We start from the raw sequence: 25,182 nt of genomic DNA on the forward strand, positions 1-25,182 counted from the left end.
GCTGGCCTCCCAAACAGCTCAGTGTTGGACGGCGCGTACCGGATTGCGGCTGCGCTGGCTGACCCCAACTCCGGGGGCGATGCCCACCTGCGCATTAGACGCTGCGAGCAGCGTCTTTCCGCGCACGATGTCGGAAGCCCGTTCGGCAAGCATGATGGTCGGCGCATTGAGGTTGGCGTTCGGCTCCGAAGGGAACACGGAGCTGTCGATGACACGGAGCCCTTCGATACCGCGAACCTTGAGGTTGCTGTCGACGACGGCCATCTCGTCCTCGCCCATGCGGCAAGAGCCGCAAGGATGGTAGGTGCTCTCCATCGTCTCGCGCACCCAGGCGTCGATCTCGTCATTGCTGCGCACATCCTTGCCCGGGGCCATCTCCTCGCCGCGGAACCTGTCGAAGGCCGGCTGTGCGATGATCTCGCGCGTCAACCTCAGGCAACGACGGAAACCTTCCCTGTCCTCCTCGCGATCGAGATAGTTGAACAAGATGTCGGGCTGTTCATGCGCTTCGGGCGAGCGCAGGCGGACATAACCACGGCTCTTAGGCTTGTTCGGCCCGGTCAGCACCATGAAACCGTGCCCCTTGAGCGGCTTCTTGCCGTCATAGCGCATGGCGGCGGGCAGGAAATGGAACTGGATGTCGGGCCATTCGAGCGACGCGTCCGAGCGGATGAAGCCACCGCTCTCGAAATGGTTGGAGATCGACAGTCCCTTCTTGAACAGGATCCACTCGGCCCCGATCAGCGCCTTGCTCAGCAACCCCATCTTGCCGTTGAGCGTGATCGGCTCCTTGCAAGCGTACTGGATGTAGACCTCGGAATGGTCCTGGAGATTTTCGCCGACGCCGGGCAAGTCATGCAGGACCGGCACGCCGGCCTTTTGCAGCACCGCCACAGGCCCGATGCCGGAGCGCTGGAGGAGATGCGGCGAGCCGATCGGGCCGGAGGAAATGAGCACCTCTCGGCTCGCCTTGGCCACGACGCGTTCGCCGCCGAGTTCATACTCGACGCCAACAGCACGCTTGCCCTCGAGCAGCACGCGACGCGTCATGGCATGAGTGACGACAGTGAGGTTCGGCCGGCTCATCGCCGGCTTGAGGTAGGCATTGGCCGTCGACCAGCGCACGCCGTCCTTGACGGTCATGTGCATGGCCCCGAAGCCCTCCTGCATTTGGCCATTAGGATCCGCCGTCGTGATGTAGCCAGCCTCGTGGCCGGCATCGACGAAGGCCTTGTACAGCGGGTTCTGCATCTTGTTGCCGGCATTGGTGGCGAGCGGCCCGCTGTCGCCGCGATAGGAATCGCCGCCGTCCTGCCAGCTTTCGGCGCGCTGGAAATAGGGCAGGCAATTGGCATAACCCCAGCCGCGTGCGCCGAGCTCTGCCCATTCGTCGAAGTCGCGTGCGTGGCCACGCATATAGACCAGCCCGTTGATCGAGGAGGAGCCGCCTATGACCTTGCCGCGCGGGCAATGCACCTGCCTGCCGTCGAGGCCGGGCTCCGGCAGGGTCATGTATTTCCAGTTGTACTTGGTGCCGTTCATCGGGATCGACAGCGCCGTCGGCATCTGGATGAAGATCGAGCTGTCGCTGCCACCATATTCCAGCACCAGCACCTTGGTAGCCGGATCTTCCGAAAGGCGGTTGGCAAGCACACAGCCGGCCGAACCGGCGCCGATGATGATGTAGTCGAAGGTGGCATCCATGGCGGTCATCCCGATGGGTTTCGGATCACGGGTGGGTACGGAGATCGAGGCGGGACGTAGCCCGCCTCCTTGGTCGGGCTCAGCGCCCGGGGTAGTTGCCCCAGCCGCGCCGGCGGGCGAACAGCCGGGTCAGGACATAGTGGACGCAGCCGGCAGCAAGGCAGGACGGCACGGAGGCGGTCAGGTACTTGAAGGCCGGAATGCTCGCGAGCGTCTGCGGGTTGAAGATCATCACATAGACGATGAAGCCTATGGCAAGTGCTGCGAGCCCGACCGGGTTGAACCCTGCCCAGAAACGGTAGGGACCGTTTTCCTGCGGGCCATGCAGGCTGCGCATGTCCAGCTTTTGGCCGCGCAGGAAGAAGTAGTCGGCGATGCCGATGCCGGCGAGCGCTGAGTTGAGCGCCGAGGTCCAGACGAGGAAGATGAAGAAGCCGTCATACATCTGCGGATAGAAGATCACGAGGCCGAGCGGGATGAGGCAGAACAGGAACAGGATCGTGCCCCAGGAAATAGCGCGCACGGATGCCGTTCCCACCTGTCTCAAGCCGACGATGGAGGTGTAGAGAATGTTCGCCATCGAGGTCATGTTGGCGAAGGCAACAAAGAGCAGCGCGATGATGCCTATCATCGGGCCAGCAATCTTGGTCATCCAGATCGTCGGGTCGCTTTCACCGAGAGCCACGGCGGCGAGCAGGCCGACGATTTCGCCAAGAGCGGCCGCGCCGAAGATGCCGAGGATGTTCGGCCAGAAGGCGGTGCGCTCGTTTTTGGTGAGACGCGCCAGGTTGCCAATGTAGGGCCACCAGGAGAAGCCGGCCGCAAGGTTCACCTCGACGGCAATGATGAAGTTGAGCGTGTCGTCCTCGAAGGGCGGGGCAAGCGCTGGCATCGCCAGAAGTTCAGCGAAGGAACGGTTCTGGAGGATCAGGTAGAGCATCACGATCATCAGGATCACCAGCGCGGGCGAGACGACCATGTTGAAGAACTTGATCGAGGTTGGCCCCTTGGCAACGATGAACCAGGTGACGAGGATGGCGCCGACCGCGGCAATGACCATCTTGATGCCGGTCGGATTGGCCGCCTCCCCTGCGCTCAGCGCCGCGAGGCCATCGATCGAACGGCCGAACATCATGGCCAACACGGCAAGCCAGCCCATGGTGAGCACGACGACGGCGAGCACATAAACGACGCGGCTGCCGTTGTAGCCGAACTGGCTGCGCAGCGCGACGAACTGCTCTATGCCATAGCGGCCGGAGAGCGGCGTGGTGGCGAGCGCAGTCAACACGACGCCGACGATATTGCCGATGACGATGGCGGCTATACCTTCCTTTGGCCCGACGAAGAGGCCGATGGCGCCACCGATCAGGAAGGCCCAGGTAGCGATGGCGAGCGCCGAGTTGGCGTAGGTGAATTCCCAGAAGCCCCAGAGCCTTTCAGACGGTAGAAGCGGCGCATCACCGCGTTCCGCAGCCTCACGATTGCGGGCGGCTTCCTCGAGTTCGGCTGCAGCAGCGCCGAGCCCTGTGTTGGTGACGTAATCGGTCATCTCACGCCCCCCAGATCCAGAAGCCGACGGCCAGAACGAGCGTCAGCAGGGTCATGCCGGCGTAGTCGAGCGTAGTCATCACGCCCTCGAAGCGACCGCCAGCCTCGATGTCCTCATAGATGCGGGCGCGCCGCTCGAGCTCTTTCTGCCAGGCGATATCGGTTTCCATTGTCGTTCCCCTTTCGCGTCGCGCCTTCGGCGTCTGTCCGCGATGACTGCGGCTCCATCAGCCGCCGATCTTGCCAACCGGCCGCCCATGGGCGACGACCGGAGAATTGCTCATCGGGTGCCAAGCCTCATGGCAGCGTGATCCACACGGCCTTCGTCTCCATCAGGTAGTCGAGCTGTTCCGGCCCCAGATCCTTGCCGAAGCCGGAGGCCTTGAAGCCGCCGAAGGGCATGGAAGGATCGATCGTGCTATGGGCATTGACGTAAATCGAACCCGCATGCAGGCGCGGGATCAGTCCGTGCACCCGCGACAGGTCGTTCGAGTAGATCGCAGCCGCCAGGCCGAACGGCGTGTCATTGGCGAGCGCGACCGCATCGTCGAGATCGTCGAAGGCGTCGGTCACCAGCACGGGGCCGAAAATCTCCTCGCGGACGATCGTCATCTCGGCCTTGCAGCGCGCGAAGATCGCCGGCTCGATGAAGTGGCCCGCCCGGTCAAGGCTCACGCCACCATGGATCAGTTCGGCGCCTTCGCGACGGCCGGCCTCGATATAGGAGGAGACGACCTTCTTCTGCTGCGCCGAGACCAGCGGGCCGATGTAGCAGTCGCGGTCGAGGCCCGGCGCAATCTTGAGCGTCTTGGTGACGGCGACCAGTTCGTCGAGGAAGGCGTCATGCACCGAGCGCTGGACATAGACGCGCGTGCCGGCATCGCAGACCTGCCCGGAATTGAAGAACACGCCGTTCACCACCGCCTTGGCGGCACTCGCGAGATCGGCATCATCGAGAACGAGCACTGGCGACTTGCCGCCGAGTTCCAATGTGACATGCTTGAGATTGCCGACAGCCGAGCGGCCGACCTCCTGGCCGACGGGTGTCGAGCCGGTAAAGGTCACCTTGTCGATGCCGGGATGGGTCGACATGGCAGCGCCGATCACGCTGCCCCGGCCTGTCACGATGTTGACGACACCATCAGGGATGCCGGCCTCCTGCACCAATTCGGCAAAGCGCAGGGTAGAGAGCGAGGTCAGTTCGGCGGGTTTGACGATAACCGTGCAGCCGACCGCCAGCGCCGCCGCGAGCTTCCAGGCCATGGTCTGGAGCGGGAAGTTCCACGGAACGATGGCCGCGACCACACCCAGCGGCTCCTTGCGGGTGTAAGCGAGATAGTTGCCGGGAATGGACGGCTCGACGGTGCGCCCGTGCAGCTTGGAAGGCCAGCCGGCAAAGTAGCGGAACGTATCGACAGTGCCCTGGATGTCGATCTCGCGGGCAAAGGTCACCGACTTGCCCATGTCGATCGCTTCGATTTCGGACAGCTCGTCCGCATGCAGCTCGATCAGGTCGGCAAGGCGGTGCAGCAGGCGTTCGCGCTCGAGCGGCTTGAGGCGGCGCCAGGCCCCGCCGTCGAACTCGCGTCGAGCGGCGCGGACGGCACGGTCGAGATCCTCGGTCGTGCCGGAAGGCGCGCGGCTGACCAGACCGCCGGTCGAAGGCTCGAAAATGTCGAAGGTCGCGCCGTTGCTGGCATCGACCCAGGCGCCGTCGATGAACATCTTTTGCGGCTTCGCCAGAAACCGCCGCGTCGCGTCGCTGATACCGTAGTGGTCGAGATAATTGCGGACGTTGTCGTCCATGTGTTCTTCCTCCTCAGCCGGACACCGCATGCGGCCGGCTCTCCTCAGTTCTTCGATCAGCGTTGTTTTGACCTGGCATGCATGACGCGGCCGATGAGGTTCATCAGCACTTGGGCTGCCAGGATCGCGGTGCCGCCAGTATGGTCGTAATCGGGTGCCACCTCGACCAGATCGATGCCGACGATGTCGCCGCGCTTGGCAAGTGCCGCCAGGATCTCCAGCACCTCGTAATAGATGAAGCCGCCATGCGAGGGTGTCCCGGTGCCCGGCGCGATCGAGGGATCGAAGCCGTCGATGTCGATGGTGACGTAGTAGCGCGCGCCAGCGGGAATGCGCTCGGCAACGGCAGCACTTCCAAGGGCGCGAATCTGGCGGACCGAGAGAATGTCGGAACCCATCTTGCGCGCGTCCTCGTAACCTTCCTTGGCGGTGGACGAGACGTTGCGGATGCCAAGTTGCGACAGGCCACTGACATAGGGCTTTTCAGCCGCGCGGCGCATCGGGTTGCCGTGGCCGTAGCGCACGCCGTGACGCTCGTCGACGAAGTCGAGATGGGCGTCGATCTGCACGATATGGATCGGGCCGTTCTTGGCGCAGTCGTCGGAGAAGGCGTTGACGCAGGGGATGTTGACCGAGTGGTCGCCGCCGAGCACCACCGGCAAGGCGCCGGCGGCAAGGATCTTGCGCACGCCGAACTCGATGTTGGCGTGGCTCTTCATCGTGTCGGTGTGCACGATGTCGGCGTCGCCGATGTCGACGATCGAGACTTCGCCACTCGGAAGGTAGGTGACGTCGTCCTCGTGGTCATAGGCACCGCCGTGGCCGAAGGAGAACAGCGTCGAAGCTTCGCGGATCGAGCGCGGCCCGAAGCGGGTACCGGCCCGCCATTGCGTGCCGCAGTCGAAGGGCGCGCCGAGGACCGCCACGTCGGCGTCAATAGCGTCCCAGTCGGGCTGGTAGGGATACTTGCCGAACGTGCAGATGCCGACAAACGGCAGGTTCAGGCGCCCGGATTCATAGGAATTGCTGGTCATGTACCCTCCTCCAAAGGTCGGAGGAGTGTGCCAAATGCCGATACGTTTAAAAGTATCTATGATTGGATGTTTACTTGTGCATTAATCAATGAATGATCAACAAGGTCCGCCATCGCGTCCTCAACCTTTCGCTTGGCGATGCGGAACTCCGGCTGCTGCGTGTCTTCGCCTCCGTCGTGCAGCACGGCGGCTTTTCCGCCGCGCAATCGGCGCTCGGCATGACCCAGGCGACCATCTCCACCCATATGCGCCATCTGGAGGAACGGCTGAACTTGCGCCTGTGCAGCCGCGGGCGCGGCGGCTTCCTGCTCACTGACGAGGGGCGGCTGGTCTACGACGCAGCACTCGAACTCTTTGGATCGCTTGAAAAATTCCAGAGCCGCATCGGCGAGGCGCAAGGCGAGCTGACGGGCAATCTCAGCTTCGGCACTGTCGATGCCATGATCACCAACCGTGACCTCGACCTGCAGGGAGCACTGGCAGCCTTTCACCGTGCCGCCCCTCGCGTTCATTTGGAAATCGACGTTGCCGCACCCCAGGTGCTGCATCAGGGCCTGCTGAATGGCGCCTACCAGATCGTACTGATGCCTTCGGTCGGCAGCGTCACGCCGCATTTCCGCACGCAGCCAGTCTTTTCGGAAGTCCAGAAACTCTACTGTGCCGAGGGCCACGCGCTCTTCGCCGTCCCCGACGCCGACCTTACGGACGAGCGCCTCGCTGCCCAGCCCTTCGCCGGCCGCACCTACATGCTGAACGAGACGATCTGCGGGGTGAACTTCACCTGGGCAGCGGCGACGCCTCACATGGAAGGTACGCTGCTGCTGCTGCTCTCCGGCGCCTATATCGGGTTCCTGCCCGACCATTATGCTGACGAATGGGTTCGCACCGGCCGTCTTCGGGTGCTGGCACCCGAGCGTATGGTCTTCGAGGATATGTTCCACATAGCCTATCCGCGCAACAAACCTTCTCGCGCCGCCGAAACCCTGGCGCAGACCATCACGGAATCGGTGCGCAAGCCGCACTGACATCATCCGGGGTCCCGCCTTTCGGCATCACCGCCCCTCCCCTGAATCTTGTACCGCCGTCCCTCGGAGACGCTGAACAAACGCGGCTTGACTCCATTCGCAACGCCTCATATTAAGTTGTAGGCCTAACCCTACAATTGGATACCATGTCCCAATCGCCTCCACCTTCAACCGCTGCATTACCGCTGGCCGATCTGCCGGCGCGTGACGTCGCCGTTCGCCGCCTGCATCATTCCGGCCGCTGGATCAGCGGCGGCATCGTCGTTCTGCTGCTCGCCGTCATCGGTCGTGCCTTTGCGGTCGGGCAGATCCAATGGCCGGTGGTCGGAGAGTTCCTGACGGCAGGCGTCATCGTGACCGGCTTCGGCTGGACGCTGCTGATCTCGGCCGTGGCGTTGGCGCTCGGCGTGGCGCTCGGCTTCGCCTTCGGCATCATGCGGCTCTCGGCAAATCCGACCCTGCGTTTCGCCGCCTGGCTTTATGTCTGGGTGTTCCGCGGAACGCCGGTTCTGCTGCAACTTCTCATCTGGTTCAACATCGCGCTGGTCTTCCCGCGCCTCTACATTCCCGGCCTGGTCGACGCACGCATGGTCGACGTCGTCACGCCCTTCGTCGCCGCCGTGCTCGGGCTCGGCGTCAACGAAGGCTCCTACCTCACGGAAGTGGTGCGCGGCGGTATCGCCTCGGTTGACCGTGGTCAGACGGAAGCCGCCCATACGCTTGGCATGACGCCTGGCCAGACGATGCGTCGCATCATCCTGCCGCAGACGCTGCGGCTGATCCTGCCGGTGCTTGGCAATAGCGCCATCGGCATGCTGAAGTTCTCCTCGCTTGCCGCCACCATCGCCATGGGCGAGATGCTGAACGCTGCGCAGCGCATCTATTTCATCAACGGCGCCGTCATCGAGCTGCTGTTCGTCTGCGCCGCTTGGTACCTTGCCGGAACCACAGTCCTCTCCATCGGCCAGTACTACCTCGAACGTCACTTTGGCCGCGATGCCACGGCAGCTGCCGGTCAGCGCAGCTGGCTCAAAGGCTGGACGCGCCGCGCCGTTGCCAGGGGGCAAGCATGAGTCTCGCGGTCAAGGCGGTCGGTATCCGCAAGAGTTTCGGCGAACACGAGGTCCTCAAGGGCCTGGACCTGGAAGTCGCCTATGGCGAGGTGCTGTGCATCCTCGGCCCTTCCGGCAGTGGAAAGAGCACCTTCCTGCGCTGCATCAACCATCTGGAAACGCCCAACGGCGGCTATGTCTGGGTCGACGGCGCCATCATGGGCTACCGATACGCCAACGGCGCGCTGCAGGAGCTGCCGGTCAAGCATCTGCGCGCCCAGCAAAGCCAGCTCGGCATGGTGTTCCAGCATTTCAACCTGTTCGCCCACCGCACGGTGCTCGGCAATGTCATCGAAGGGCCGATGGTGGTGCGCGGCCTCAAGCGCGCCGAGGCGGAGGCTCGCGCCATGGAACTGCTGGAGCAGGTCGGCATGACCGGCAAGGCCTCGGCCTATCCCTCCCAGCTTTCCGGCGGCCAGAAGCAGCGCGTGGCAATAGCCCGGGCGCTCGCCATGGAGCCGCGCGTCATGCTGTTCGACGAGCCGACCAGCGCGCTCGACCCGGAACTCGTCGGCGAGGTGCTAGAGGTGATGCGTACCTTGGCCCGCGGCGGCACCACCATGATCGTCGTTACCCACGAGATCGGCTTTGCCCGCGAGGTTGCCGACCGCGTCGTGGTGATGATCGACGGCGAAATCCGCGAAATGGGGGCGCCGGGCGACGTGCTCAGCAACCCTGCCGATCCACGCGTGCGCTCGTTCCTGAGCCGCGTGCTCGCCTGACCCTTTCAGTCCAACACATGGGAGTACGGACAGTGAAGAAAATGCTACCGATGGTTCTGGGGCTCGCCTCGGCCACGTTTATCAGCCTGGCCGGCGCGGCATACGCCGCCGGCGACGAAAAGCTGGCAGCCGCCCTGCCCGAGGCCGTGCGCTCGGCCGGCAAGCTCAACGTCACGATCAGCCTCGCCTATCCGCCGATGGAATACAGCGATGCCGGCTCGACCGAGCTGAAGGGCTTCGACATCGATCTCGCCAAGGCTATCGCCGAACGCCTCGGCCTGACGGCGGAATTCCAGAACGTCGAGTTTCCGCAGCTCATCCCGCAGGTCGTCACCGGCCGCTCCGACCTGATCATGACGGCGTTTTCCGACAAGGTCGAACGCCAGACCCAGCTCGATTTCATCGACTATTTCAAGACCGGCAACGTCTTCTATTCGAGCGCCGACCATCAGGGCGAAATCAAGACCGAGACCGACCTGTGCGGCAAGACGGTTGCAGTGGCGACCGGCACGAGCTGGGTCACCTGGGCCGAAGAGCTCGGCAAATCCATCTGTCCGGCGGACAAGCTGATCACCGTCATCCAGATCCCGACCCAGGCCGAGCACATCATGCAGATCCGCCAGGGCCGCGCCCAGGCATCGGTCATCGGTCTCGAGGGCCTGCTCGACCTGATGAAGCAGGAGCCGGGCAAGTTCTACCAGATCGGCCAGGTCGGCGACATCAACCACTACGGCATCGCCTTTGCCAAGGCGAACGGCGAATTGCGCGATGCCGTGTTGGCCACGCTCGACGCGCTCAAGGCCGATGGAACTTATGCACAGATCCTCGACCGCCACGGCTTGAAAGAGGCTGGCGTGGAAGAGTTCAAGATAAACGGATCCAAGAAGTAACGGAACCGCGCCGGAGCCGCCCTTGACCCAACCTTACACACCAGATGCCACCATTGCGGGCGAACACCCCGACGACAGGCTGTCGCGCTTTCGCCTCGATCAATATTCGAGCGAACAGCTCTACCGGCAGCTCTATCGGGCGTTGCGCGCCGCGATCCTGAGCGGCGATTTCTCCGAGGGGGAAGCCATTCCTTCGGAGAACCAGATGCGCGACCAGTTCGGCATTGCCCGGACGACGGTACGCAACGCGATGGCGCTTTTGGTGTCGGAAGGACTGGTTCAACAGGTGCGAGGCCGGGGCACGATCGTCTCGCACCGGCCGATCAGCCACAACATCTGGAACTTCGGCAGCTTCACGGAACTGGCACGCCGGCAGGGCCTGCGACCGGTGACGCAGATGCTGGAGCATCGGGTGGAAAACGGCGAGCTCCTTCTGGTGCGGGCTCGCGGCCTTGCCAATGGCGAGACGATCAATTGGCTGAACGTTGATACGTCCCAGCTCGACCTCGCGCTTTATCCCGGCATCGAGGCCTACGATTTCGCGGCGCAATCGCTCTACGAGGTTTTGCGCCGCGATTATGACCGCCATCCACTGCGCTCGGAACTGCTGCTCACCGTCGTGCCGCCGTCCGATCGACTGCGGACGGTTTTCGGCCCGGCGCCTGACGTGCCTGGCTACCTTTGCGCCAGCGGGGACGTGCTCGACGCCGACGACCGATTGGTCGAACGCACGTCGATCGTCTACTCGCCGGCTGTCCAGATGAAATTCGCCACCCGCTGGGGACGCGATACCGCGCCTGCCTGAGGGCGGCGCGCAGGAGAAGAAGCATGAGCCGCCTTAGTCAGACATTCACCACCGTAAAGCCGATCCTCGGCATGCTGCACCTTGCCGGCGACGGCGCCGCGGCCAAACTCGTCCAGGCCGAGGAAGAAGCGCGCATCATGGCGGGCGAAGGCGTCGACGGCCTAGTGGTGGAGAACTATTTCGGCGAGGCCGACGACGTCGAGCGCGTGCTCGATCGCCTGTGTGGCCTCGATCTCGGCGCGAAGATCGGCGTCAACGTGCTGCGCGACGATGCGCGTGCCTTCGCGCTGGCAAAGCGCTATCCGGTCGCCTTCATCCAGGTCGATTCCGTCGCCGGACACCTGCCGCCGGAGGCCGACGGCCCCTTTGCCACAGGCCTCGCAGAAAGACGGGCAAGCGTTCCCGCCCTTCTGCTCGGCGGTGTGCGCTTCAAATACCAACCGGTTCTTTCGGGCCGGCCCGAGGACGAGGACGTGCGCATCGGTGCATCCCGCTGCGACGGTCTGGTCGTGACGTCAGATGCCACCGGGCAGCCGACGGACATGGACAAGGTGACGCGCTTCCGCGCCGCCACCGGCGGCACCGTTCCGCTTCTCATCGGTGCTGGCCTGACCGAGGCGAATGCCGCCGAGCAGCTCGCCTCGGCCGACGGCGCAGTGGTCGGCAGCTGGTTCAAACACGATCACAAGGATACCGGCCGCGTCGAGGCCCCTCATGTTGCCAGACTGATGCGCGCCGTCCGCTCTCTCAGGAGTGCTGCATGAGTGCGCCTGATGCAGTCGTCCCTCGGCCGGTGTCTTCAGAGAACTTTGCACCCTTCGGCAAGGTCTATGATCTCATGGGCGACACAGACTCCGCTGTGATTTGGACCGCCGGCGACCGTTGGAACGACGGGTTCACCCGAACCCCGCTGATCGAGGGTGCGGGGCATCTCGGTATCACCCGCGGCGGCGGCGCGCCATGGTCGTGCGCGGCGATGGAACGGCATCCCGGAACGGAAGAAGCGATCTTCTGCGCCGCCGAACCCGTCATTCTCGCCGTCGCGCCCGCGTCGGTTGCCGGCGCTCCGCACCGCGACGACATTGAGGCCTTCGTGATCGCCCCCGGCCAGGCAGTAGTGATGCACCGCAATGTCTGGCACGACGCCTGCCGGGGTCTTTCTGGCCCGGCTCCCTACTATTGGATGGCGATCTGCGGCCTTGGGGAAAGCCCCTGGGTGCCGGTCGAAGGCGGGCCGCGCCTGGTGCAGGCTGCGCAAGGACAGCACCCATGACCACCTTCTTCATCGGCGACGTCGCGCTCGACGAATATTACACCGCCGATCACTGGCCGGGCCGGGCCAACAAAGGCATGGTCAGGGAGTTGCCTGCCGAGATTGGCGGCTCCATCGCCAATGCCGCCGTCGTGCACGCTGCTCTTGGCGGCAACACCCAGTTCATTTCGCTACTCAATGACAGTCCGCTGTCGCGCCGCCTGATCCACGACCTCCGGCAAAATGGCGTCGGCGCCGATCACATGCTGATCGATCCCGCCATCGCGGAGTCGCGCAACCTGATCTTCCTGATCGACGGCGAGCATGTCGTGCTGACCGTGGAGATGGGCGAGCAGCCGATGTGGCTGGCCCCCGCGACCTTGGCAGCCTTGCGCCGGCCAGGCTTCCTGTACACGACGCTCTATCGCGTTCGCCGGCTTCACGCCCAGACCGAACAGGGACTGCTCAAGCAGGCAGATCTCGTCGTCGATCTCAGGCACCACGGTCGCCGCGCCATCTTCGACCTCGACGTTGGCGGCTGCACGCCCGAAGACATGCCCTACCTTTCAGGCGCAGCAGTCGTCATCTTCAACCAGGTCGGCTTCCGCGCCGCTTTCGGCCATGACGACATGTCCCGCATCGGCGATTGGATACGCGATCACCAGATCGGCTGGGTTGTGCGCACGCTGGCCGCGGAAGGCGCGGAAGCATATGACGGCCAAACCCGCCTGCAAGCAGCCGGCTACCCCGTCGACGTGATCGACGTGACCGGCGCTGGCGACACATTCGGCGGCGCGCTGACCTGGTGCCTGACGCAAGGCCAGACCTTCGCCGAAGCACTGGATTTTTCCATCGCCGCCGCCTCCCGCTCGGTCACCATCCATGGTCCGCGCGGCGGCAAGGCCGACGCGACTGCCGTGCATGCTTGGCGTGACGAAAACCGCCGAGGCTAACTCTGAACGTCGGGTGCGCGGCCATGTCGTTGGCCGGAAGGAAAGCGAACGATTGAAGAACTCTTGTGGCGCCGAAAGCTGCCGTTCCACTTTCGAAACACACTTGGCTTCCTCCGCTGGATGAAGGAAGCATCCTCTCGAGCAAGCCGTTTCGGATCTGTTTACTCGGGTGCCTTCGTGTTTGGGGAAGCAGGTTTGTGAATGGCAGGCTGCGGAATTTGCGAGGTGCTTCCCCGACGCGAAGCTCAAGCCCAATTGCATATTCATTGATGACGGTAACGTCTGGATCTCTGCTGGCGCTACTGCCGGCATCCATTTAGCAATCGCCATTGTTGAAAAGGATCTCGGCCTGGAAATCGCTCTCAAGGCCGCCAGTGAACTCGTTGTCTTTCTCAAGCGGCCGGGCGGCCAGACGCAGTTCAGCACCCTGCTAGCCGGGTCAGGTTGCCCAAAAGACGCCTATCCGTGCTACACAGGATTTCATCGCGGAAAAATCTCGGCGCCGACCTCAGCGTGGCCGTGATCGCCAAGCGCGTTGGCATGAGCGAGCGGAATTTTTCAAGGCAGTTCAAAAAGCAAGTGGAAATGACGCCAGCCGACTACCTGGAAGGTTTGCGGCTCGAGGCGGGGCTTAGGCTCGCCGAGGACACCACGGTCCCGGATATCGGCTTTCATAACGATGTCTCCTTCCGACGCTCCTTTTCTCGCCGATTTGGCACATCTCCGGCAGCTTATCGAAGATGCTTTGGGTCCTAAGCGCCATGCGACCGTTCAATCTCCAAACGCTCAGCGGCCGCTTGCTATCTCATCCCAGCCAATCATGCGACTTCGGGGCCGCAAGCGGTCTGTCAGGTTCCGGTAGAAATTGGCGATAAGCCGCCAGTTGGCTGATCGGCCTCCTTGAAGACATTTGGCCTGTTGTGCCTGTTTGCCGAACGCGGCCATGTCATCAGGTGGCAAGCTATGCGCAAGCCGGGCCAGCACGAAGGCATCCTCGGCGAAGATGAGTGCCAAAGTTTACCGACAATCAGTTACGTGTTGTCTTTTTTTGTCCGATCTTTGTCCGGCGAATGGCTGGAGTACCTCGACACAAGGTCTACGATTGCGGCACACCATGGCTCACGGAGTGTCCAGAAATGACCGATACCGCGCTACTTATCATCGATGCCCAGGAAAGTTTCCGTCAACGCGCCAGTTGGGCGGAGGTAGATAGCCCCACTTATCTCAGGAACCAGCAGGCGCTTATCGACGGGGCGGTCAAGAAAGGCTGGAAGATCGTGCGCGTGTTCCATGCCGAGCCCGAAGGCATTTTTTCCCCCGCTTCGGGTTTCGTTAGGCCGCTTGCGGAACTCAAGCTCGACAAACCCGACCTCGAGTTCTTCAAGTTCAGGCATTCCGCCTTCGTCGGGTCGCCGCTTGAAGTGTACCTGATCGAGAACGGCATCCGTCGCCTCGTCATTTCAGGCATTCGCACCGAACAGTGCTGCGAGACGACCACTCGGCATGGTTCGGATCTCGGTTGGCAGGTCGACTACGTTACCGAGGCGACCCATACCATGCCGCTTACCGATGCGGCCGGAAAAACCTGGACGGCCGAAGAGATCAAGGCCCGCACGGCAGCCGTGCTCGATGGGCGCTTCGCCCGCGTCTGCACGATCGCCGAGGCTCTGGCCGGCGGCGAGACGATGGCTGCCGCGGCATGACGACGCCGCGTCGGGTTCCGACCTATGTGGTACTGCCGGCGCGGACCTTGCTGCTCGATGTCGCGGGGCCAATGGAGGCCCTGCGCTATGCCAATCGGCTGCAGCAGGACGTGCAGTTCGACGTCGACTATGTCGGCGCATTGCCCGAGGTCACGACCTCGATTGGGCTGCGCATTGCCGGCATCTCGCCGCTGCCCGAGACCATCGAGCCGGACGCCATGATCGTGGTCGCGGGTGATACCGACGAACCGATGGATGCGGGCCAGCCGTTCGAGGCGCCAGATCAAGGCTCCGACGAACTGGTCCAGTGACTGCGGCGCAGCATAAGACCCGGCATTTTGCTCGTGTCGATTTGCTCGGGGGCTCTGCTGGCCGGGAGAGCGGGGCTGCTTGACGGGGTCAAATGCACCACGCATTTCACCGACTGCAAACGTCTCGCCCAGATCGCGCCTTTGGCCAAGGTGCTGGAGAACCGGCTCTATGTCGAGGACGGCGAACGCTATACCAGCGCCGGCATCACCGCCGGTATCGATTTGATGCTGCATATCATCGGCCGGCTCACCAACCCGGCCGTCTCCGCCGCCGTGGCAAAGTCGCTCGTCGTATATTTCCGGCGCCTCGGAACTGACCCACAGCTTTCGCCATGGCTGGAAGGAAGAAACCACATCCACGCGGCCATCCATCGGGTACAAGATGCAATAACGGCCGATCCGGCGCGAGACTGGTCGCTCGCAGCATTGGCTGACATAGCCATAACCAGCCCCAGGCACCTTAGCCGACTGTTCAATGATCAAACCGGCATGAGCATCCCCGATTATCTCAACCGGCTGCGCGTCGCACTGGCCCAGCAGCTTCTGAACGAGACGAGGCTCGACATGGAGCGGGTGGCAGAGCGTGTTGGCTACAGTTCAAGCCGGCAGTTGCGTCGCGCCTGGGGACGGTTCAATGCGACCCCGCCGAGTGCCCTTCGGCGGGAGGTCGCCTATCCTCCTCACCTGCGAAAAGGCTGAGCCTCCGCAGCATGCAAGTCAGCAGCCTTGCGAATGGCACTGCTTTGGGCGCGCATGTCAGACCTCGCCATCTCAACTATGCGGGAAGATAATCAGGTCCTTTGCATGCGACCACCAGCGCGGCACGCGTAGCCCCGTCTCTTGTCATGAGGCTGATCAGATCAGTCGCTCCTGGAAAAGCCGGTCTCACAGAAGCTGATGATGTCGTCTATCAGGGCGCTGTTGCTGACGTGATCCTGGATATCCTCGAGCCCGGGCATGCGACGGGCATTCGGATCGAGGTCCGCAACGATGTGCAAGATGGCGCCGCGAATGTATTCATAGCGCAGTGCGATCTGCGCCTCACCGAGTTCGGGCGCCACCCGCTGCAGCATTCGTCGGGATAGGCGATGGAGTTCGTCGAACTGCTCGGCGAAGATTTCATTGGTCAGGGTTCGAGGCAAAGCCTTGGTTTGCAGCATCAGTCGGATCGCCGCGCGCCCCCCGCGCTCGTCGAGGCTGAGCTCGACAAGCGGTGCCACGATCGCGCGGAGCACGGTGCGTAAGGTTGGCTGCGGATGGTCCTCACATGCCTTCATTGCCCCCAGGCGCGCCGCGTTCAGCGGGCCAAGGCATTGCTCGAGCGTCAGGCGCAGCAATTCGTCTTTGGAGCGGAAGTGATAATTGACTGCCGCAATGTTCGCCCCCGCCACCCGGGTGACTTCCCGTAGCGTGGCCGCATCGAACCCGCGATCGGCGAACACGAAGGTAGCCGCATGCAGCAATGCACGACGCGTATCGCGATCGTCGTGCCGGCCGGTTCTTCCTTCAGTTGCGTCCATACACCCCTCATAACCGAAAGCCGGTTCGCGTGCTGCTCTCACCGGCGTCAAATCTGAGGATATGTACCAGCGGAGCCTCGGCCATCCGGTGCCGAGCTTCAGTCTGAGAGTGCAGAGCTGTGGCCACCAATCAGCGCGCCAGCCGGTAGCCGTAGGCCCTGTCGAGCTCGAGTTCGCGGACGATGCGGATGCCGTCTTCAAGCAACTTGGGATCAGCGGCCCGGAGCGGTTTGCGCAGCGGTCCGGCCGGCAGGCCGACAGCTGCCATCAGCGACTTCATCGAAACGGGATTAACGGCCGCATAGGCGAAGTGCAGCATCGGCAAGTTCCGCAGCCAGGCCGAGCGGCAGGCGAATGCGTCTTCGCCTGATACCCATGGCTTGGAGATGGCCGCCATCTCGCGCGGGATGATGTTGCCTGTCATGTTCGCGGTGCCATGGCCGCCGAGCGCCATGGTCGGGATCACCAAGCCGAGATTCGGCGAGCAGCAGCACATGACCGAGATGTCGAGATCGGCGCGGCAGACCTGGGCCACCTGGCCGACACGCGTGGTCGATTCCTTGAGCACCACCATGTTCGGATGGGCAGAAATGCGCTGGATGTCGGTCCAGTGCAGGTCCGTCTTCACGCGCGGGGGATTATTGTAGAAGCCGATCGGGAAGTCGACGGCATCGCAGATTTCCAGGACATACTCGACGATGGATTCATTGTCGGCGCAGATGTAGGAAGGCGCTGCAATGATGGCGCCGTCGCCGCCTTCGTTCTTGGCATAGCGCACCAAATCGATTGTGCCCTGGGTGTTGGAGCCCGTACAGCCAAAATAGAGGAGCATGTCGCCGCGCGGCATCTTCGCCGTTTCGGTGATGATCATGCGCCGTTCTTCCGGCGTCAGCATCGAGACCTCCCCGGTCGACCCCATGATCAGGATCGCCTTTGTGTGGTTTTGCCGGTGAAAATCGAGCAGGCTGCGAAACCCAGCCAGATCTACGGAGCCGTCGGAGTTCATCGGCGTGATCAGCGCCACGAACGAACCATTTGGTTTGGTATGCACGACACCCTCCAGCGTTCAAGACACCCAGCCAAGTTGTGGGCGAACACATATTTGAATTGTACGTTTCAAACATATGTTTGAATCTTGAGAGCACGTTGTCAATGGCGCGTGCACCACACGCGCATCACCCCCGTTTGGGCTCTGACGCAGAGCTGCACGAGTAGCTGGCAAGAGGGGCTTGCCGCGTTTGTCTTCTCACTGCCTGAAAGATTGCGGGCGCGGCCCACAGCGAACCATGCGAACCCGGCGCCCCTTTTGGCCTGGCAAGCGTCAAAAGCGAAAAGGTCCAAGCAGGATCTAATTGGAGTATTCGGCCGGTCCTTTCGCGCATTCCACCACGCGCGTCACCGGCAAGTTCTAGCGTCCGAAAGACAATAGCGGACGCTCCGCCTGAACATCACTGTTTCCGAGTCGTCTAGTCGCTTGACGGAGCCCCCGACGTCCGCCCGCCAAGTACGAAATCAACAGCCGCCTTCGTGCGAATGGGGGTGGAGTTGAAGCCTAAATCGTCCCCACTGTCATTCGGCGGATCGCTCAAACCCCGTGCCGTTGGTGAGCCGAAGCAGCATATAGGTCGACGCCAGAATGGCGCTCGCTCCCACCCATTGAATTGGTGTTAGCGTTTCGCCAAGAAACACATAGGCAAGTGCGACACCGAAAATCGGGATGACGTTGAAGTAGCTGCCAGCGACAGCTGCCGGGACCCAACGGAGAGCGGCAATGTAGAGCCAGTATGCGGCGGCGTAATATAAGAGGCCAGTTACTGCTGCCGTTGCAAGCAAGCCCGGAGGGATGGACTCAAAATCGTCAATCGAACCGAATGGCGTGTGGATGAGGAGCAGGGCAACAGCCCAACCTAGCCCGCCTGTTTGCTGCAGAGCCACGGTGAATACTGGGTCGATGCGCTCAACCAGCTTTCGCGAGAACACGGTGTAGAAAGCACAACAGAGGACGGCTCCCAGCAGCAACAGTATCCCGAGGGGGGTACTGAGATCACTGAGATCACTGAGACCACCATAAACATTGGCCACCAAAGCTACCCCCAAGCCACCGAGCAGCATTACCAGAAGAAGTTGCGAGGTGACTCGCTCTCCGAGAAGCAGCGCAGCCAGACCAAGTATCATCAGGGGTTCGGCCGCCCACAGCAGCGTCGAGACGCTCGCCGACACGCTGGCAAGCCCCATCAAGCTGAGCGTGTAGGAAATCCCCGGGTTGAGTACGCCGAGCGCGATCAACGGAAACCAATATGACTTTGGCGGAGCAGGACAGGCTGTCGCCAGAACGGCAGCCCACAGGAACAAGGCGCTCGGTGCAAGTTGGACGACCAGCAGCGTTACCGGGCTGATTGACGCAAGCAGCGCCTTGTTCATGACGGTCGCAGCTCCCCACAGGGCACATGCAGCAACCAATAGGACAGCAGGAGGAAAGCGCAGTGAATGGCGCATCTCAGTGGACTCCAGAAGCGGTTACGGAAAAGCGGCAGATACGGCTAACGAGCTAGCGCCCGGCGCAGTTCTCTGCGTCGCAATGATCGTACCCGGGTCTTCTTGGAGGCCTTGCCATCCGTCTCTAACCCATCACTCAGGATCTACGATTGCTATCATCTGCGGAAGGAGGCATCAACCTGGCCAGCCTTCCGTTCCCTAGTTGCAGCAAGGCTGGCCATCGCCTTTTGCGGGGCCGCAGCAGGCAGCGGTGGCCTTCGCCTGCTCGACCAGCCAACGGTCTCGCGGCTTGCAGCTCGCCGCCCGGGCAGACAGTGACACATGGACCTCGCTGCCCCGGATCAGCGGCATAGATGCCTTGTGAAGCTGCATCGGCGCGATGCCGTCGCTTACCTCAAAGGTCAGCTTGGCAGTGGGATCGAGAGCCACCTGTTCGCTGACCTTTCGTATGATGGCCGAGAATTTTCCAGCGGGCATGTGGGTCCGCTCGCCCTCGTTCACATCCCAGAGCTGGATGAAGAGCTCAGTCCAGGACTCAGGGTTTGCGCCGCAATCAAGCGCGGCAAACGATCCCGCCTTCACTTCGGTGACATGGTAGCCCGGCTTTACGGAGCGGCCATCATAGCTGAACACCAATGGCTTTTCCTTGTGTTCGGCAAGGAATGACAACAGCTCGCCAATCGAAATGTCGTCGCTCTGGAAATCGGTCGAGCTGGCAATTTCGCGGTTGTCGGGGGGCAGCATCTCGGTTATTCCTTATTTTGACATTTATAGGATTATTGAAATATGGATGAACGTCAAGCGCTGATCGCATTCGGGGCAATGTCCCAGGAAACGCGACTGAAGATCGTTCGGCTGCTGGTCAAGGCCGGGCCGGAAGGCATGGCCGCGGGCATCATTGCGGAAGCCGCGGGGGTCTCCGCATCGAACGTCTCGTTCCACCTCAAGGAACTGGAGCGTGGCGGCCTGGTCACCGCCCGCCGGGACGCGCGCTCCATCGTCTACTCGGCGGACTACCAGGCCCTGAGCGGCTTGATCCGGTTTCTGATGGAGGACTGCTGCGCAGGCAACCCGGCCATCTGCCAGCCGGCACTCGCCCCGGCCTGCTGTTAAACTTTCGGACTACTAGCAATCATGTCGACATTCGAACGCTACCTGACCCTCTGGGTTGCTCTCTGCATCGTCGTGGGCATCGCCCTTGGCCATCTGTTGCCAGGTGTCTTCCACGCGATCGGCGGCGCCGAGATTGCCAAGGTGAACATCCCGGTCGCCGTCCTGATCTGGCTGATGATCATCCCGATGCTGCTGAAGATCGACTTCGCCGCCATGGGCGAGGTCGGCAGGCATTGGCGCGGCATCGGGGTCACGCTGTTCATCAACTGGGCGGTGAAACCGTTCTCGATGGCGTTGCTGGGCTGGCTCTTCATCGGCTGGCTCTTCCGCCCGCACCTGCCAGCCGGCCAGATCGATTCCTACATCGCAGGCCTCATCATCCTGGCCGCCGCCCCTTGCACGGCCATGGTCTTCGTGTGGTCGAACCTGACCAAGGGTGAACCCCATTTCACCCTGTCGCAGGTGGCGCTCAACGATGCCATCATGGTGGTTGCCTTTGCGCCGATCGTCGGCCTGCTGCTCGGCCTGTCCGCGATCACCGTTCCCTGGGGCACGCTGGTCTTGTCGGTCGTTCTCTACATCGTCATTCCGGTCGTCATCGCGCAGGTGATAAGACGTCGGCTGCTCGCCTCAGGCAGCCAGGCGTCGCTCGACCGCCTGCTCCATACGCTGCAGCCGCTTTCGCTGGTGGCTTTGCTGGCAACGCTGGTCCTTCTGTTCGGCTTCCAGGGCGAGCAGATCATCGCCCAGCCCGCGATCATCGCGCTGCTGGCGGCGCCGATTCTGATCCAGGTCTATCTGAATTCGGGCCTTGCCTATCTGCTCAACCGTATCTCAGGCGAGCAGCATTGCGTTGCGGGTCCGTCAGCACTGATCGGCGCATCCAACTTCTTCGAGTTGGCGGTCGCTGCCGCCATCAGTCTGTTCGGCTTCAGCTCGGGCGCTGCACTCGCAACCGTCGTCGGCGTGCTTGTCGAAGTTCCCGTGATGCTGTCGGTCGTCTGGATCGTGAACCGCAGCAAGGGCTGGTACGAGCGCGGATCCGCCGTTTCCGCCGCCAAACAAAGCGAAAGGACCGCCTGATGGACATCACCATCTACCACAACCCCGCCTGCGGCACGTCGCGCAACACGCTCGCGCTCATCCGCAACGCCGGGGTCGAACCCACTGTCATCGAGTACCTGAAAACGCCGCCTACAGGCGCGGTGCTTCAGGAACTGATCTCCTCGGCGGGCCTGAGCGTACGGGAGGCCATCAGGCAGAAAGGAACGCCTTATGCGGAACTGGGCCTGGACGATCCGAAGTTGACCGACGAACAGCTGCTGGACGCGATGCTCGCGCATCCGATCCTCATCAATCGGCCGTTCGTCGTCACGCCGTGGGGCGTGCGGCTCAGCCGTCCTTCCGAGATCGTGCTCGACATCCTGCCGCTTCCGCAAAAAGGGCCGTTTCACAAGGAGGACGGCGAAGTGCTGATCGATGCCGAAGGAAACCGCGTTGCCTGACCTGCCCAACGTAACGAAGAAAGCCCTCGAGCTTCCTGACCCGGCCCAGCTTTCCAGGCCACTCTCCACCCACAGGCCTCGGATATTGCTGCTCTACGGCTCACTCCGCGAGCGTTCCTACAGCCGCTTCCTGACCCAGGAAGCGGCCCGCCTGCTCGAACATTTCGGGGCCGAAACCCGCATATATGATCCGTCCGGCCTTCCCCTGCCGGACGGAGCGCCGACCGATCATCCGAAGGTCAAGGAGCTGCGCGAGCTGTCGCTTTGGTCGGAAGGCCAGGTCTGGACCAGCCCGGAGCGACACGGTGCGATGAGCGGGGTGATGAAATCGCAGATAGACTGGATCCCTCTCGCCGTCGGCTCGATCAGGCCGACGCAAGGGCGCACATTGGCCGTGATGCAGGTCTCGGGCGGTTCGCAGTCGTTCAACGCGGTCAACCAGATGCGCGTGCTCGGGCGCTGGATGCGGATGCTTACCATTCCGAACCAGAGCTCGGTCGCCAAGGCCTATCAGGAGTTCGACCCGGAAGGCCGCATGAAGCCGTCGTCCTACTACGACCGCGTGGTCGACGTGATGGAAGAGCTGGTCAAGTTCACGCTGCTCACCCGCGATGTCTCAGGCTACCTGACCAACCGATACAGCGAGCGGAAGGAAGATGCCGAAAAGCTTGAGGCTCGCGTCAAGCTCAAGGCCATCTAGGATCGCATGATGGAGTTGCAAGGTGGCATCGCCGGTTCCCATTGAACATCGACGCGGCACAATCATCTGGGGCCTTGGCCTGACCCAGATCATTGGATACGGCACTTTGTACTACAGCTTCAGCATCCTTGCGCCTGAGATGGCCAAGGACCTCGACTGGACGCAGGAATGGGTGTTCGGCCGGAGTCGGCGAACCAAATTTCTGCCGGATCCTGCCTCGCGAGACGTGCCGGATCGTGCGTTCTCGTAGCCAGGGCGTTGGCGCTCAGCTCTCAGTCACTATCGTTCGTCCACGAAATTCTCGCGCATCTGGACACCTGCGACGCAACGGCCCGAGATCGGCGGCGAAGCGCTCGATCATGGCAAGACCGGCGGCATTGGGACGTAGCACCGGCCCACGATCATGAATCGTCATTCGGCTACGCAACGCAAACAAGCGCTTGCCATAGCACAGCAGGTTTTCCAGGCCCTGCATGGTGGAAACAACAGCGGGAAGCATCTTGCGATAGGTCTCGAGCGCAACGTCTTCATCGCCTGCCTGAAAACTATCATAGGCCGCGACCGCGTAGTCGATGCAATCCGGCGCCAGGATCAGGCCGCGGCAGCCGATACGCAGATTGTCGAGCATTTCCAACCCGGCGCGGCCGTTGAAGATCGGCAGCTTGCCGCCGGTCGCCTCAACGAGACCGGCGATGTCGACCACCGGGCCCTCGCCCTTGATCAGCTGGATGTTGGGGTGCTGCCGAACGAGATCGGAAATCTCAGAGGAGCTCAGTCCACGGCCCATGAAGGCCGGTGCGTTCTGTATCGCAACGGGCAGATCGGTCGCCTCGGCCACGCGGCCGAAGAAGCGGATGTATTCGGCCGCACCATATTGGCCGACCATCGGCGGCTGCAGGATCAGCCAGTCGGCGCCGACGCTCTCGGCATGGCGCACCTGTGCGATCTGTTCGGCGACCGACGCGCCGAAGATGGTGAGCGACAGCGGCACGCGGCCGCCGTTGTCTTCGGCGATCCAGTCCATGATCGTACGGCGTTCGGCATCGGTCAGCTTGGACACTTCGGTAGCTAGGCCGAGCGCCGCCATGCCATGAACGCCGACTTCGAGGCAAACCTCGACCTGCCGGCGCATGGCAGAGCGGTCGAGCTTTTCCTGATCATCGAACAGCGCATAGAGGATGGCATGGATGCCATGCATATTGGCGATTGAAAAGCGGGGCATGGGGCTCTCCCTCAATGGCTTTCACGCGGAACGTCGTGGCCACGGCAGCCGACAAGGAAGTCGAGGTCTGCACCTCGGTCAGCCTGCATGACGCGCTCGACATAAAGGCTCTGATAGCCACCCTGCATCTGCTGCAGCGGCAGGGTCCAGCGCTCGCGGCGGCGGGCGAGTTCTTCATCGCTCACCTCGAGATGCAGGCGCCGGTTTTCGACGTCGAGTTCGACCATGTCGCCGTCTTGGACGAGCGCGAGCGGGCCACCGACGGCCGCCTCGGGTGCCGCATGCAACACGACAGTCCCGAACGCGGTGCCGGACATGCGCGCATCCGAGATGCGCACCATGTCGCGCACACCTTTTTCCAGCAGCTTCTGCGGCAGGGCCATGTTGCCGACCTCGGCCATGCCTGGATAGCCCTTGGGGCCGCAGTTCTTCAGCACCATCACGCAGGTCTCGTCGATGTCGAGCGCGGGGTCATCGACGCGCGCCTTGTAGTGCTCGATGTTTTCGAACACTACGGCGCGACCACGATGGCGCATCAGTTCCGGCGATGCGGCGGAAGGCTTGAGGATCGCACCGTTGGGCGCAAGGTTGCCGCGCAGAACGGCAATGCCGCCCTGCTGGGTCAGCGCCTTGTCGCGGCGCAGGATCACCTCGTCGTTGAAGTTCTCGGCACCGGCGATGTTGTCGCCGACAGACTTGCCCGTCACCGTCAAAGCATCGAGATCGAGGAGGTCGGCGATCTCCTTCATGACGGCGGGAAGGCCGCCAGCGTAGCAGAACTCTTCCATCAGGAATTTGCCCGAGGGCATCAGGTTCAGGATGGTTGGAATATCGCGGCCGAAATGATCCCAGTCGTCGAGGGTCAGTTCAACGCCAATGCGGCCGGCGATGGCGAGCAGATGCACGACCGCATTGGTCGAACCGCCGATGGCGCCATTGATGCGGATCGCATTGGCGAACGCCTTTCGGGTGAGGATGGCGGACAGGCGGAGATCTTCCTTGACCATCGAAACGATGCGCCGTCCCGAAAGACGGGCAAGCCGCGCGCGGTGGGCGTCGACCGCCGGATACGCAGCGTTGCCAGGCAGGGCCAGGCCGAGCGACTCGACCATCGACGCCATGGTCGACGCGGTGCCCATTGTCATGCAGTGACCAGGTGAACGCGACATTGCGCTTTCGGCGGCGGCGAACTCCTGCTCTGTCATCAGGCCGGCGCGCACGTCCTCGGAGAATTTCCACACGTCGGTGCCCGAACCGATCGGCTTGCCGCGGAAACGGCCGTTCAGCATCGGTCCGCCCGAAACGACGATCGCCGGAACGTCGCAGGACGCAGCCCCCATGACCAGCGACGGCGTGGTCTTGTCGCAGCCAGCCATCAGCACCACGCCGTCCATCGGGTTGCCGCGGATCGCCTCTTCGACATCCATCGAAGCAAGGTTGCGAAACAGCATCGCGGTCGGGCGCAGGTTGGATTCGCCGCAGGAAAAGACCGGGAACTCAAGTGGCAATCCACCCGCTTCAAGGATGCCAGCCTTCACATGCTCGACAAGTCCGCGGAAATGGGCGTTGCAGGGCGTGAGCTCGGAAAAGGTATTGCAGATGCCGATGACCGGGCGTCCGTCGAAGACATCGTCAGGCAGTCCATTGTTCTTCATCCAGCTGCGGTGAATGAAGGCATCCTTGCCGATGCCCCCGAACCAGGCCTGAGAGCGCAGTTTCCGTGTCACTGTTATGTTCCTGTAGTTGGAGAGCCACCAGCAG

Annotated in this window: 28 protein-coding genes and 1 pseudogene; 17 read left to right on the top strand and 12 right to left on the bottom strand. The window is 62.5% G+C overall.

What is annotated here, in order from left to right; all coding sequences use genetic code 11:
- Positions 1–18: 18 nt before the first annotated feature.
- The 5 genes from betA to speB all read right to left on the bottom strand — a co-directional run bounded on the left by betA (position 19) and on the right by speB (position 6,092).
- Positions 19–1,704 carry a choline dehydrogenase gene (betA, locus tag ACSQ3E_RS15045; RefSeq protein WP_436123371.1) on the bottom strand — a complete coding sequence of 562 codons (1,686 nt, stop codon included), beginning with the start codon at positions 1,702–1,704 and terminating at the stop codon, positions 19–21.
- A 79-nt stretch (positions 1,705–1,783) separates the two neighbouring features.
- A complete protein-coding gene (locus ACSQ3E_RS15050) occupies positions 1,784–3,253 on the bottom strand; it encodes a purine-cytosine permease family protein (RefSeq protein WP_436123297.1) in 1,470 nt (489 codons plus the stop codon).
- Position 3,254: 1 nt separating this feature from the next.
- Positions 3,255–3,422 (bottom strand): hypothetical protein, encoded by a 168-nt coding sequence (locus ACSQ3E_RS15055; RefSeq protein ID WP_310320697.1) that lies wholly within the window; start codon positions 3,420–3,422, stop codon positions 3,255–3,257.
- Between the two features lie 127 nt (positions 3,423–3,549).
- Entirely contained in the window at positions 3,550–5,058 is a 1,509-nt protein-coding gene (locus ACSQ3E_RS15060) for an aldehyde dehydrogenase family protein (RefSeq protein WP_436123298.1), read from the bottom strand.
- 56 nt (positions 5,059–5,114) lie between these two features.
- Complete coding sequence (gene speB, locus ACSQ3E_RS15065) at positions 5,115–6,092, bottom strand: agmatinase (RefSeq protein ID WP_310320693.1); 978 nt, start codon at positions 6,090–6,092, stop codon at positions 5,115–5,117.
- 92 nt (positions 6,093–6,184) lie between these two features.
- Between speB and ACSQ3E_RS15070 the strand changes: the two genes are divergently transcribed.
- From ACSQ3E_RS15070 to ACSQ3E_RS15115, 10 genes are all read left to right on the top strand, one after another.
- Positions 6,185–7,117, top strand: coding sequence for a LysR family transcriptional regulator (locus tag ACSQ3E_RS15070; protein ID WP_310320691.1), 933 nt, complete (start codon positions 6,185–6,187; stop codon positions 7,115–7,117).
- Positions 7,118–7,263: 146 nt separating this feature from the next.
- Positions 7,264–8,190, top strand: a complete 927-nt coding sequence (locus ACSQ3E_RS15075; RefSeq protein WP_436123299.1) for an amino acid ABC transporter permease — start codon at positions 7,264–7,266, stop codon at positions 8,188–8,190.
- A complete protein-coding gene (locus ACSQ3E_RS15080) occupies positions 8,187–8,951 on the top strand; it encodes an amino acid ABC transporter ATP-binding protein (protein WP_436123300.1) in 765 nt (254 codons plus the stop codon). The genes ACSQ3E_RS15075 and ACSQ3E_RS15080 overlap by 4 nt, the downstream gene beginning before the upstream one ends.
- Before the next feature lie 41 nt (positions 8,952–8,992).
- Positions 8,993–9,841 (top strand): ABC transporter substrate-binding protein, encoded by an 849-nt coding sequence (locus tag ACSQ3E_RS15085; protein WP_436123372.1) that lies wholly within the window; start codon positions 8,993–8,995, stop codon positions 9,839–9,841.
- Positions 9,842–9,863: 22 nt separating this feature from the next.
- Complete coding sequence (locus ACSQ3E_RS15090; protein WP_436123301.1) at positions 9,864–10,646, top strand: GntR family transcriptional regulator; 783 nt, start codon at positions 9,864–9,866, stop codon at positions 10,644–10,646.
- 23 nt (positions 10,647–10,669) lie between these two features.
- Positions 10,670–11,410 carry a BtpA/SgcQ family protein gene (locus ACSQ3E_RS15095; RefSeq protein WP_436123302.1) on the top strand — a complete coding sequence of 247 codons (741 nt, stop codon included), beginning with the start codon at positions 10,670–10,672 and terminating at the stop codon, positions 11,408–11,410.
- Complete coding sequence (locus ACSQ3E_RS15100; protein ID WP_436123303.1) at positions 11,407–11,919, top strand: ureidoglycolate lyase; 513 nt, start codon at positions 11,407–11,409, stop codon at positions 11,917–11,919. Before ACSQ3E_RS15095 ends, ACSQ3E_RS15100 begins: the two co-directional genes overlap by 4 nt.
- Positions 11,916–12,851 (top strand): carbohydrate kinase family protein, encoded by a 936-nt coding sequence (locus tag ACSQ3E_RS15105; RefSeq protein WP_436123304.1) that lies wholly within the window; start codon positions 11,916–11,918, stop codon positions 12,849–12,851. Before ACSQ3E_RS15100 ends, ACSQ3E_RS15105 begins: the two co-directional genes overlap by 4 nt.
- A 181-nt stretch (positions 12,852–13,032) precedes the next feature.
- On the top strand, positions 13,033–13,374 hold the full coding sequence (locus ACSQ3E_RS15110; protein WP_436123305.1) for a hypothetical protein: 342 nt from the start codon (positions 13,033–13,035) through the stop codon (positions 13,372–13,374).
- A gap of 17 nt (positions 13,375–13,391) precedes the next feature.
- Positions 13,392–13,607 (top strand): helix-turn-helix domain-containing protein, encoded by a 216-nt coding sequence (locus ACSQ3E_RS15115; RefSeq protein ID WP_436123373.1) that lies wholly within the window; start codon positions 13,392–13,394, stop codon positions 13,605–13,607.
- A gap of 30 nt (positions 13,608–13,637) precedes the next feature.
- On the opposite strand, the gene ACSQ3E_RS15120 is transcribed toward ACSQ3E_RS15115, so the two are convergent.
- Positions 13,638–13,865: a hypothetical protein gene (locus ACSQ3E_RS15120; RefSeq protein WP_436123306.1), complete on the bottom strand. Its 228-nt coding sequence runs from the start codon at positions 13,863–13,865 to the stop codon at positions 13,638–13,640.
- A gap of 122 nt (positions 13,866–13,987) precedes the next feature.
- On the opposite strand from ACSQ3E_RS15120, the gene ACSQ3E_RS15125 reads away from it, so the two are divergent.
- Both ACSQ3E_RS15125 and ACSQ3E_RS15130 read left to right on the top strand, forming a co-directional pair.
- Positions 13,988–14,554, top strand: coding sequence for a cysteine hydrolase family protein (locus ACSQ3E_RS15125; protein ID WP_436123374.1), 567 nt, complete (start codon positions 13,988–13,990; stop codon positions 14,552–14,554).
- Positions 14,551–15,564, top strand: a pseudogene (locus tag ACSQ3E_RS15130) (GlxA family transcriptional regulator). Before ACSQ3E_RS15125 ends, ACSQ3E_RS15130 begins: the two are co-directional and overlap by 4 nt.
- A gap of 161 nt (positions 15,565–15,725) precedes the next feature.
- On the opposite strand, the gene ACSQ3E_RS15135 reads toward ACSQ3E_RS15130, so the two are convergent.
- The 4 genes from ACSQ3E_RS15135 to ACSQ3E_RS15150 form a co-directional block, all read right to left on the bottom strand.
- Positions 15,726–16,385, bottom strand: a complete 660-nt coding sequence (locus ACSQ3E_RS15135; protein WP_436123307.1) for a TetR/AcrR family transcriptional regulator — start codon at positions 16,383–16,385, stop codon at positions 15,726–15,728.
- A gap of 130 nt (positions 16,386–16,515) precedes the next feature.
- Positions 16,516–17,436: a dihydrodipicolinate synthase family protein gene (locus ACSQ3E_RS15140; RefSeq protein ID WP_436123308.1), complete on the bottom strand. Its 921-nt coding sequence runs from the start codon at positions 17,434–17,436 to the stop codon at positions 16,516–16,518.
- Positions 17,437–17,954: 518 nt separating this feature from the next.
- Entirely contained in the window at positions 17,955–18,881 is a 927-nt protein-coding gene (locus ACSQ3E_RS15145) for a DMT family transporter (protein WP_436123309.1), read from the bottom strand.
- A gap of 198 nt (positions 18,882–19,079) precedes the next feature.
- Complete coding sequence (locus ACSQ3E_RS15150; protein WP_436123310.1) at positions 19,080–19,625, bottom strand: DUF6428 family protein; 546 nt, start codon at positions 19,623–19,625, stop codon at positions 19,080–19,082.
- Between the two features lie 42 nt (positions 19,626–19,667).
- Here ACSQ3E_RS15150 and ACSQ3E_RS15155 point away from each other — a divergent pair, with 42 nt between their 5' ends.
- From ACSQ3E_RS15155 to ACSQ3E_RS15175, 5 genes are read left to right on the top strand one after another with little or no spacing between them, the layout of a single operon-like run.
- Positions 19,668–19,994, top strand: a complete 327-nt coding sequence (locus ACSQ3E_RS15155) for an ArsR/SmtB family transcription factor (RefSeq protein ID WP_310316754.1) — start codon at positions 19,668–19,670, stop codon at positions 19,992–19,994.
- A 21-nt stretch (positions 19,995–20,015) separates the two neighbouring features.
- On the top strand, positions 20,016–21,077 hold the full coding sequence (gene arsB, locus ACSQ3E_RS15160; protein WP_436123311.1) for an ACR3 family arsenite efflux transporter: 1,062 nt from the start codon (positions 20,016–20,018) through the stop codon (positions 21,075–21,077).
- Positions 21,077–21,499 carry an arsenate reductase (glutaredoxin) gene (gene arsC, locus ACSQ3E_RS15165; protein ID WP_436123312.1) on the top strand — a complete coding sequence of 141 codons (423 nt, stop codon included), beginning with the start codon at positions 21,077–21,079 and terminating at the stop codon, positions 21,497–21,499. The genes arsB and arsC overlap by 1 nt, the downstream gene beginning before the upstream one ends.
- Positions 21,474–22,199: an arsenical resistance protein ArsH gene (arsH, locus tag ACSQ3E_RS15170; protein WP_436123313.1), complete on the top strand. Its 726-nt coding sequence runs from the start codon at positions 21,474–21,476 to the stop codon at positions 22,197–22,199. The genes arsC and arsH overlap by 26 nt, the downstream gene beginning before the upstream one ends.
- A gap of 22 nt (positions 22,200–22,221) precedes the next feature.
- Entirely contained in the window at positions 22,222–22,449 is a 228-nt protein-coding gene (locus ACSQ3E_RS15175) for a hypothetical protein (protein WP_436123379.1), read from the top strand.
- Between the two features lie 15 nt (positions 22,450–22,464).
- Here the strand turns inward: ACSQ3E_RS15175 and ACSQ3E_RS15180 are convergent, their stop codons facing one another.
- Both ACSQ3E_RS15180 and araD read right to left on the bottom strand, forming a co-directional pair.
- Entirely contained in the window at positions 22,465–23,421 is a 957-nt protein-coding gene (locus ACSQ3E_RS15180) for a dihydrodipicolinate synthase family protein (RefSeq protein ID WP_436123314.1), read from the bottom strand.
- 11 nt (positions 23,422–23,432) lie between these two features.
- Positions 23,433–25,154, bottom strand: coding sequence for an L-arabinonate dehydratase (araD, locus tag ACSQ3E_RS15185; RefSeq protein WP_436123375.1), 1,722 nt, complete (start codon positions 25,152–25,154; stop codon positions 23,433–23,435).
- Positions 25,155–25,182: the final 28 nt, after the last annotated feature.

Source organism: Aminobacter sp. LjRoot7 (assembly GCF_964252895.1).
GTDB classification, from domain to species: Bacteria; Pseudomonadota; Alphaproteobacteria; order Rhizobiales; family Rhizobiaceae; genus Aminobacter; species Aminobacter aminovorans_B.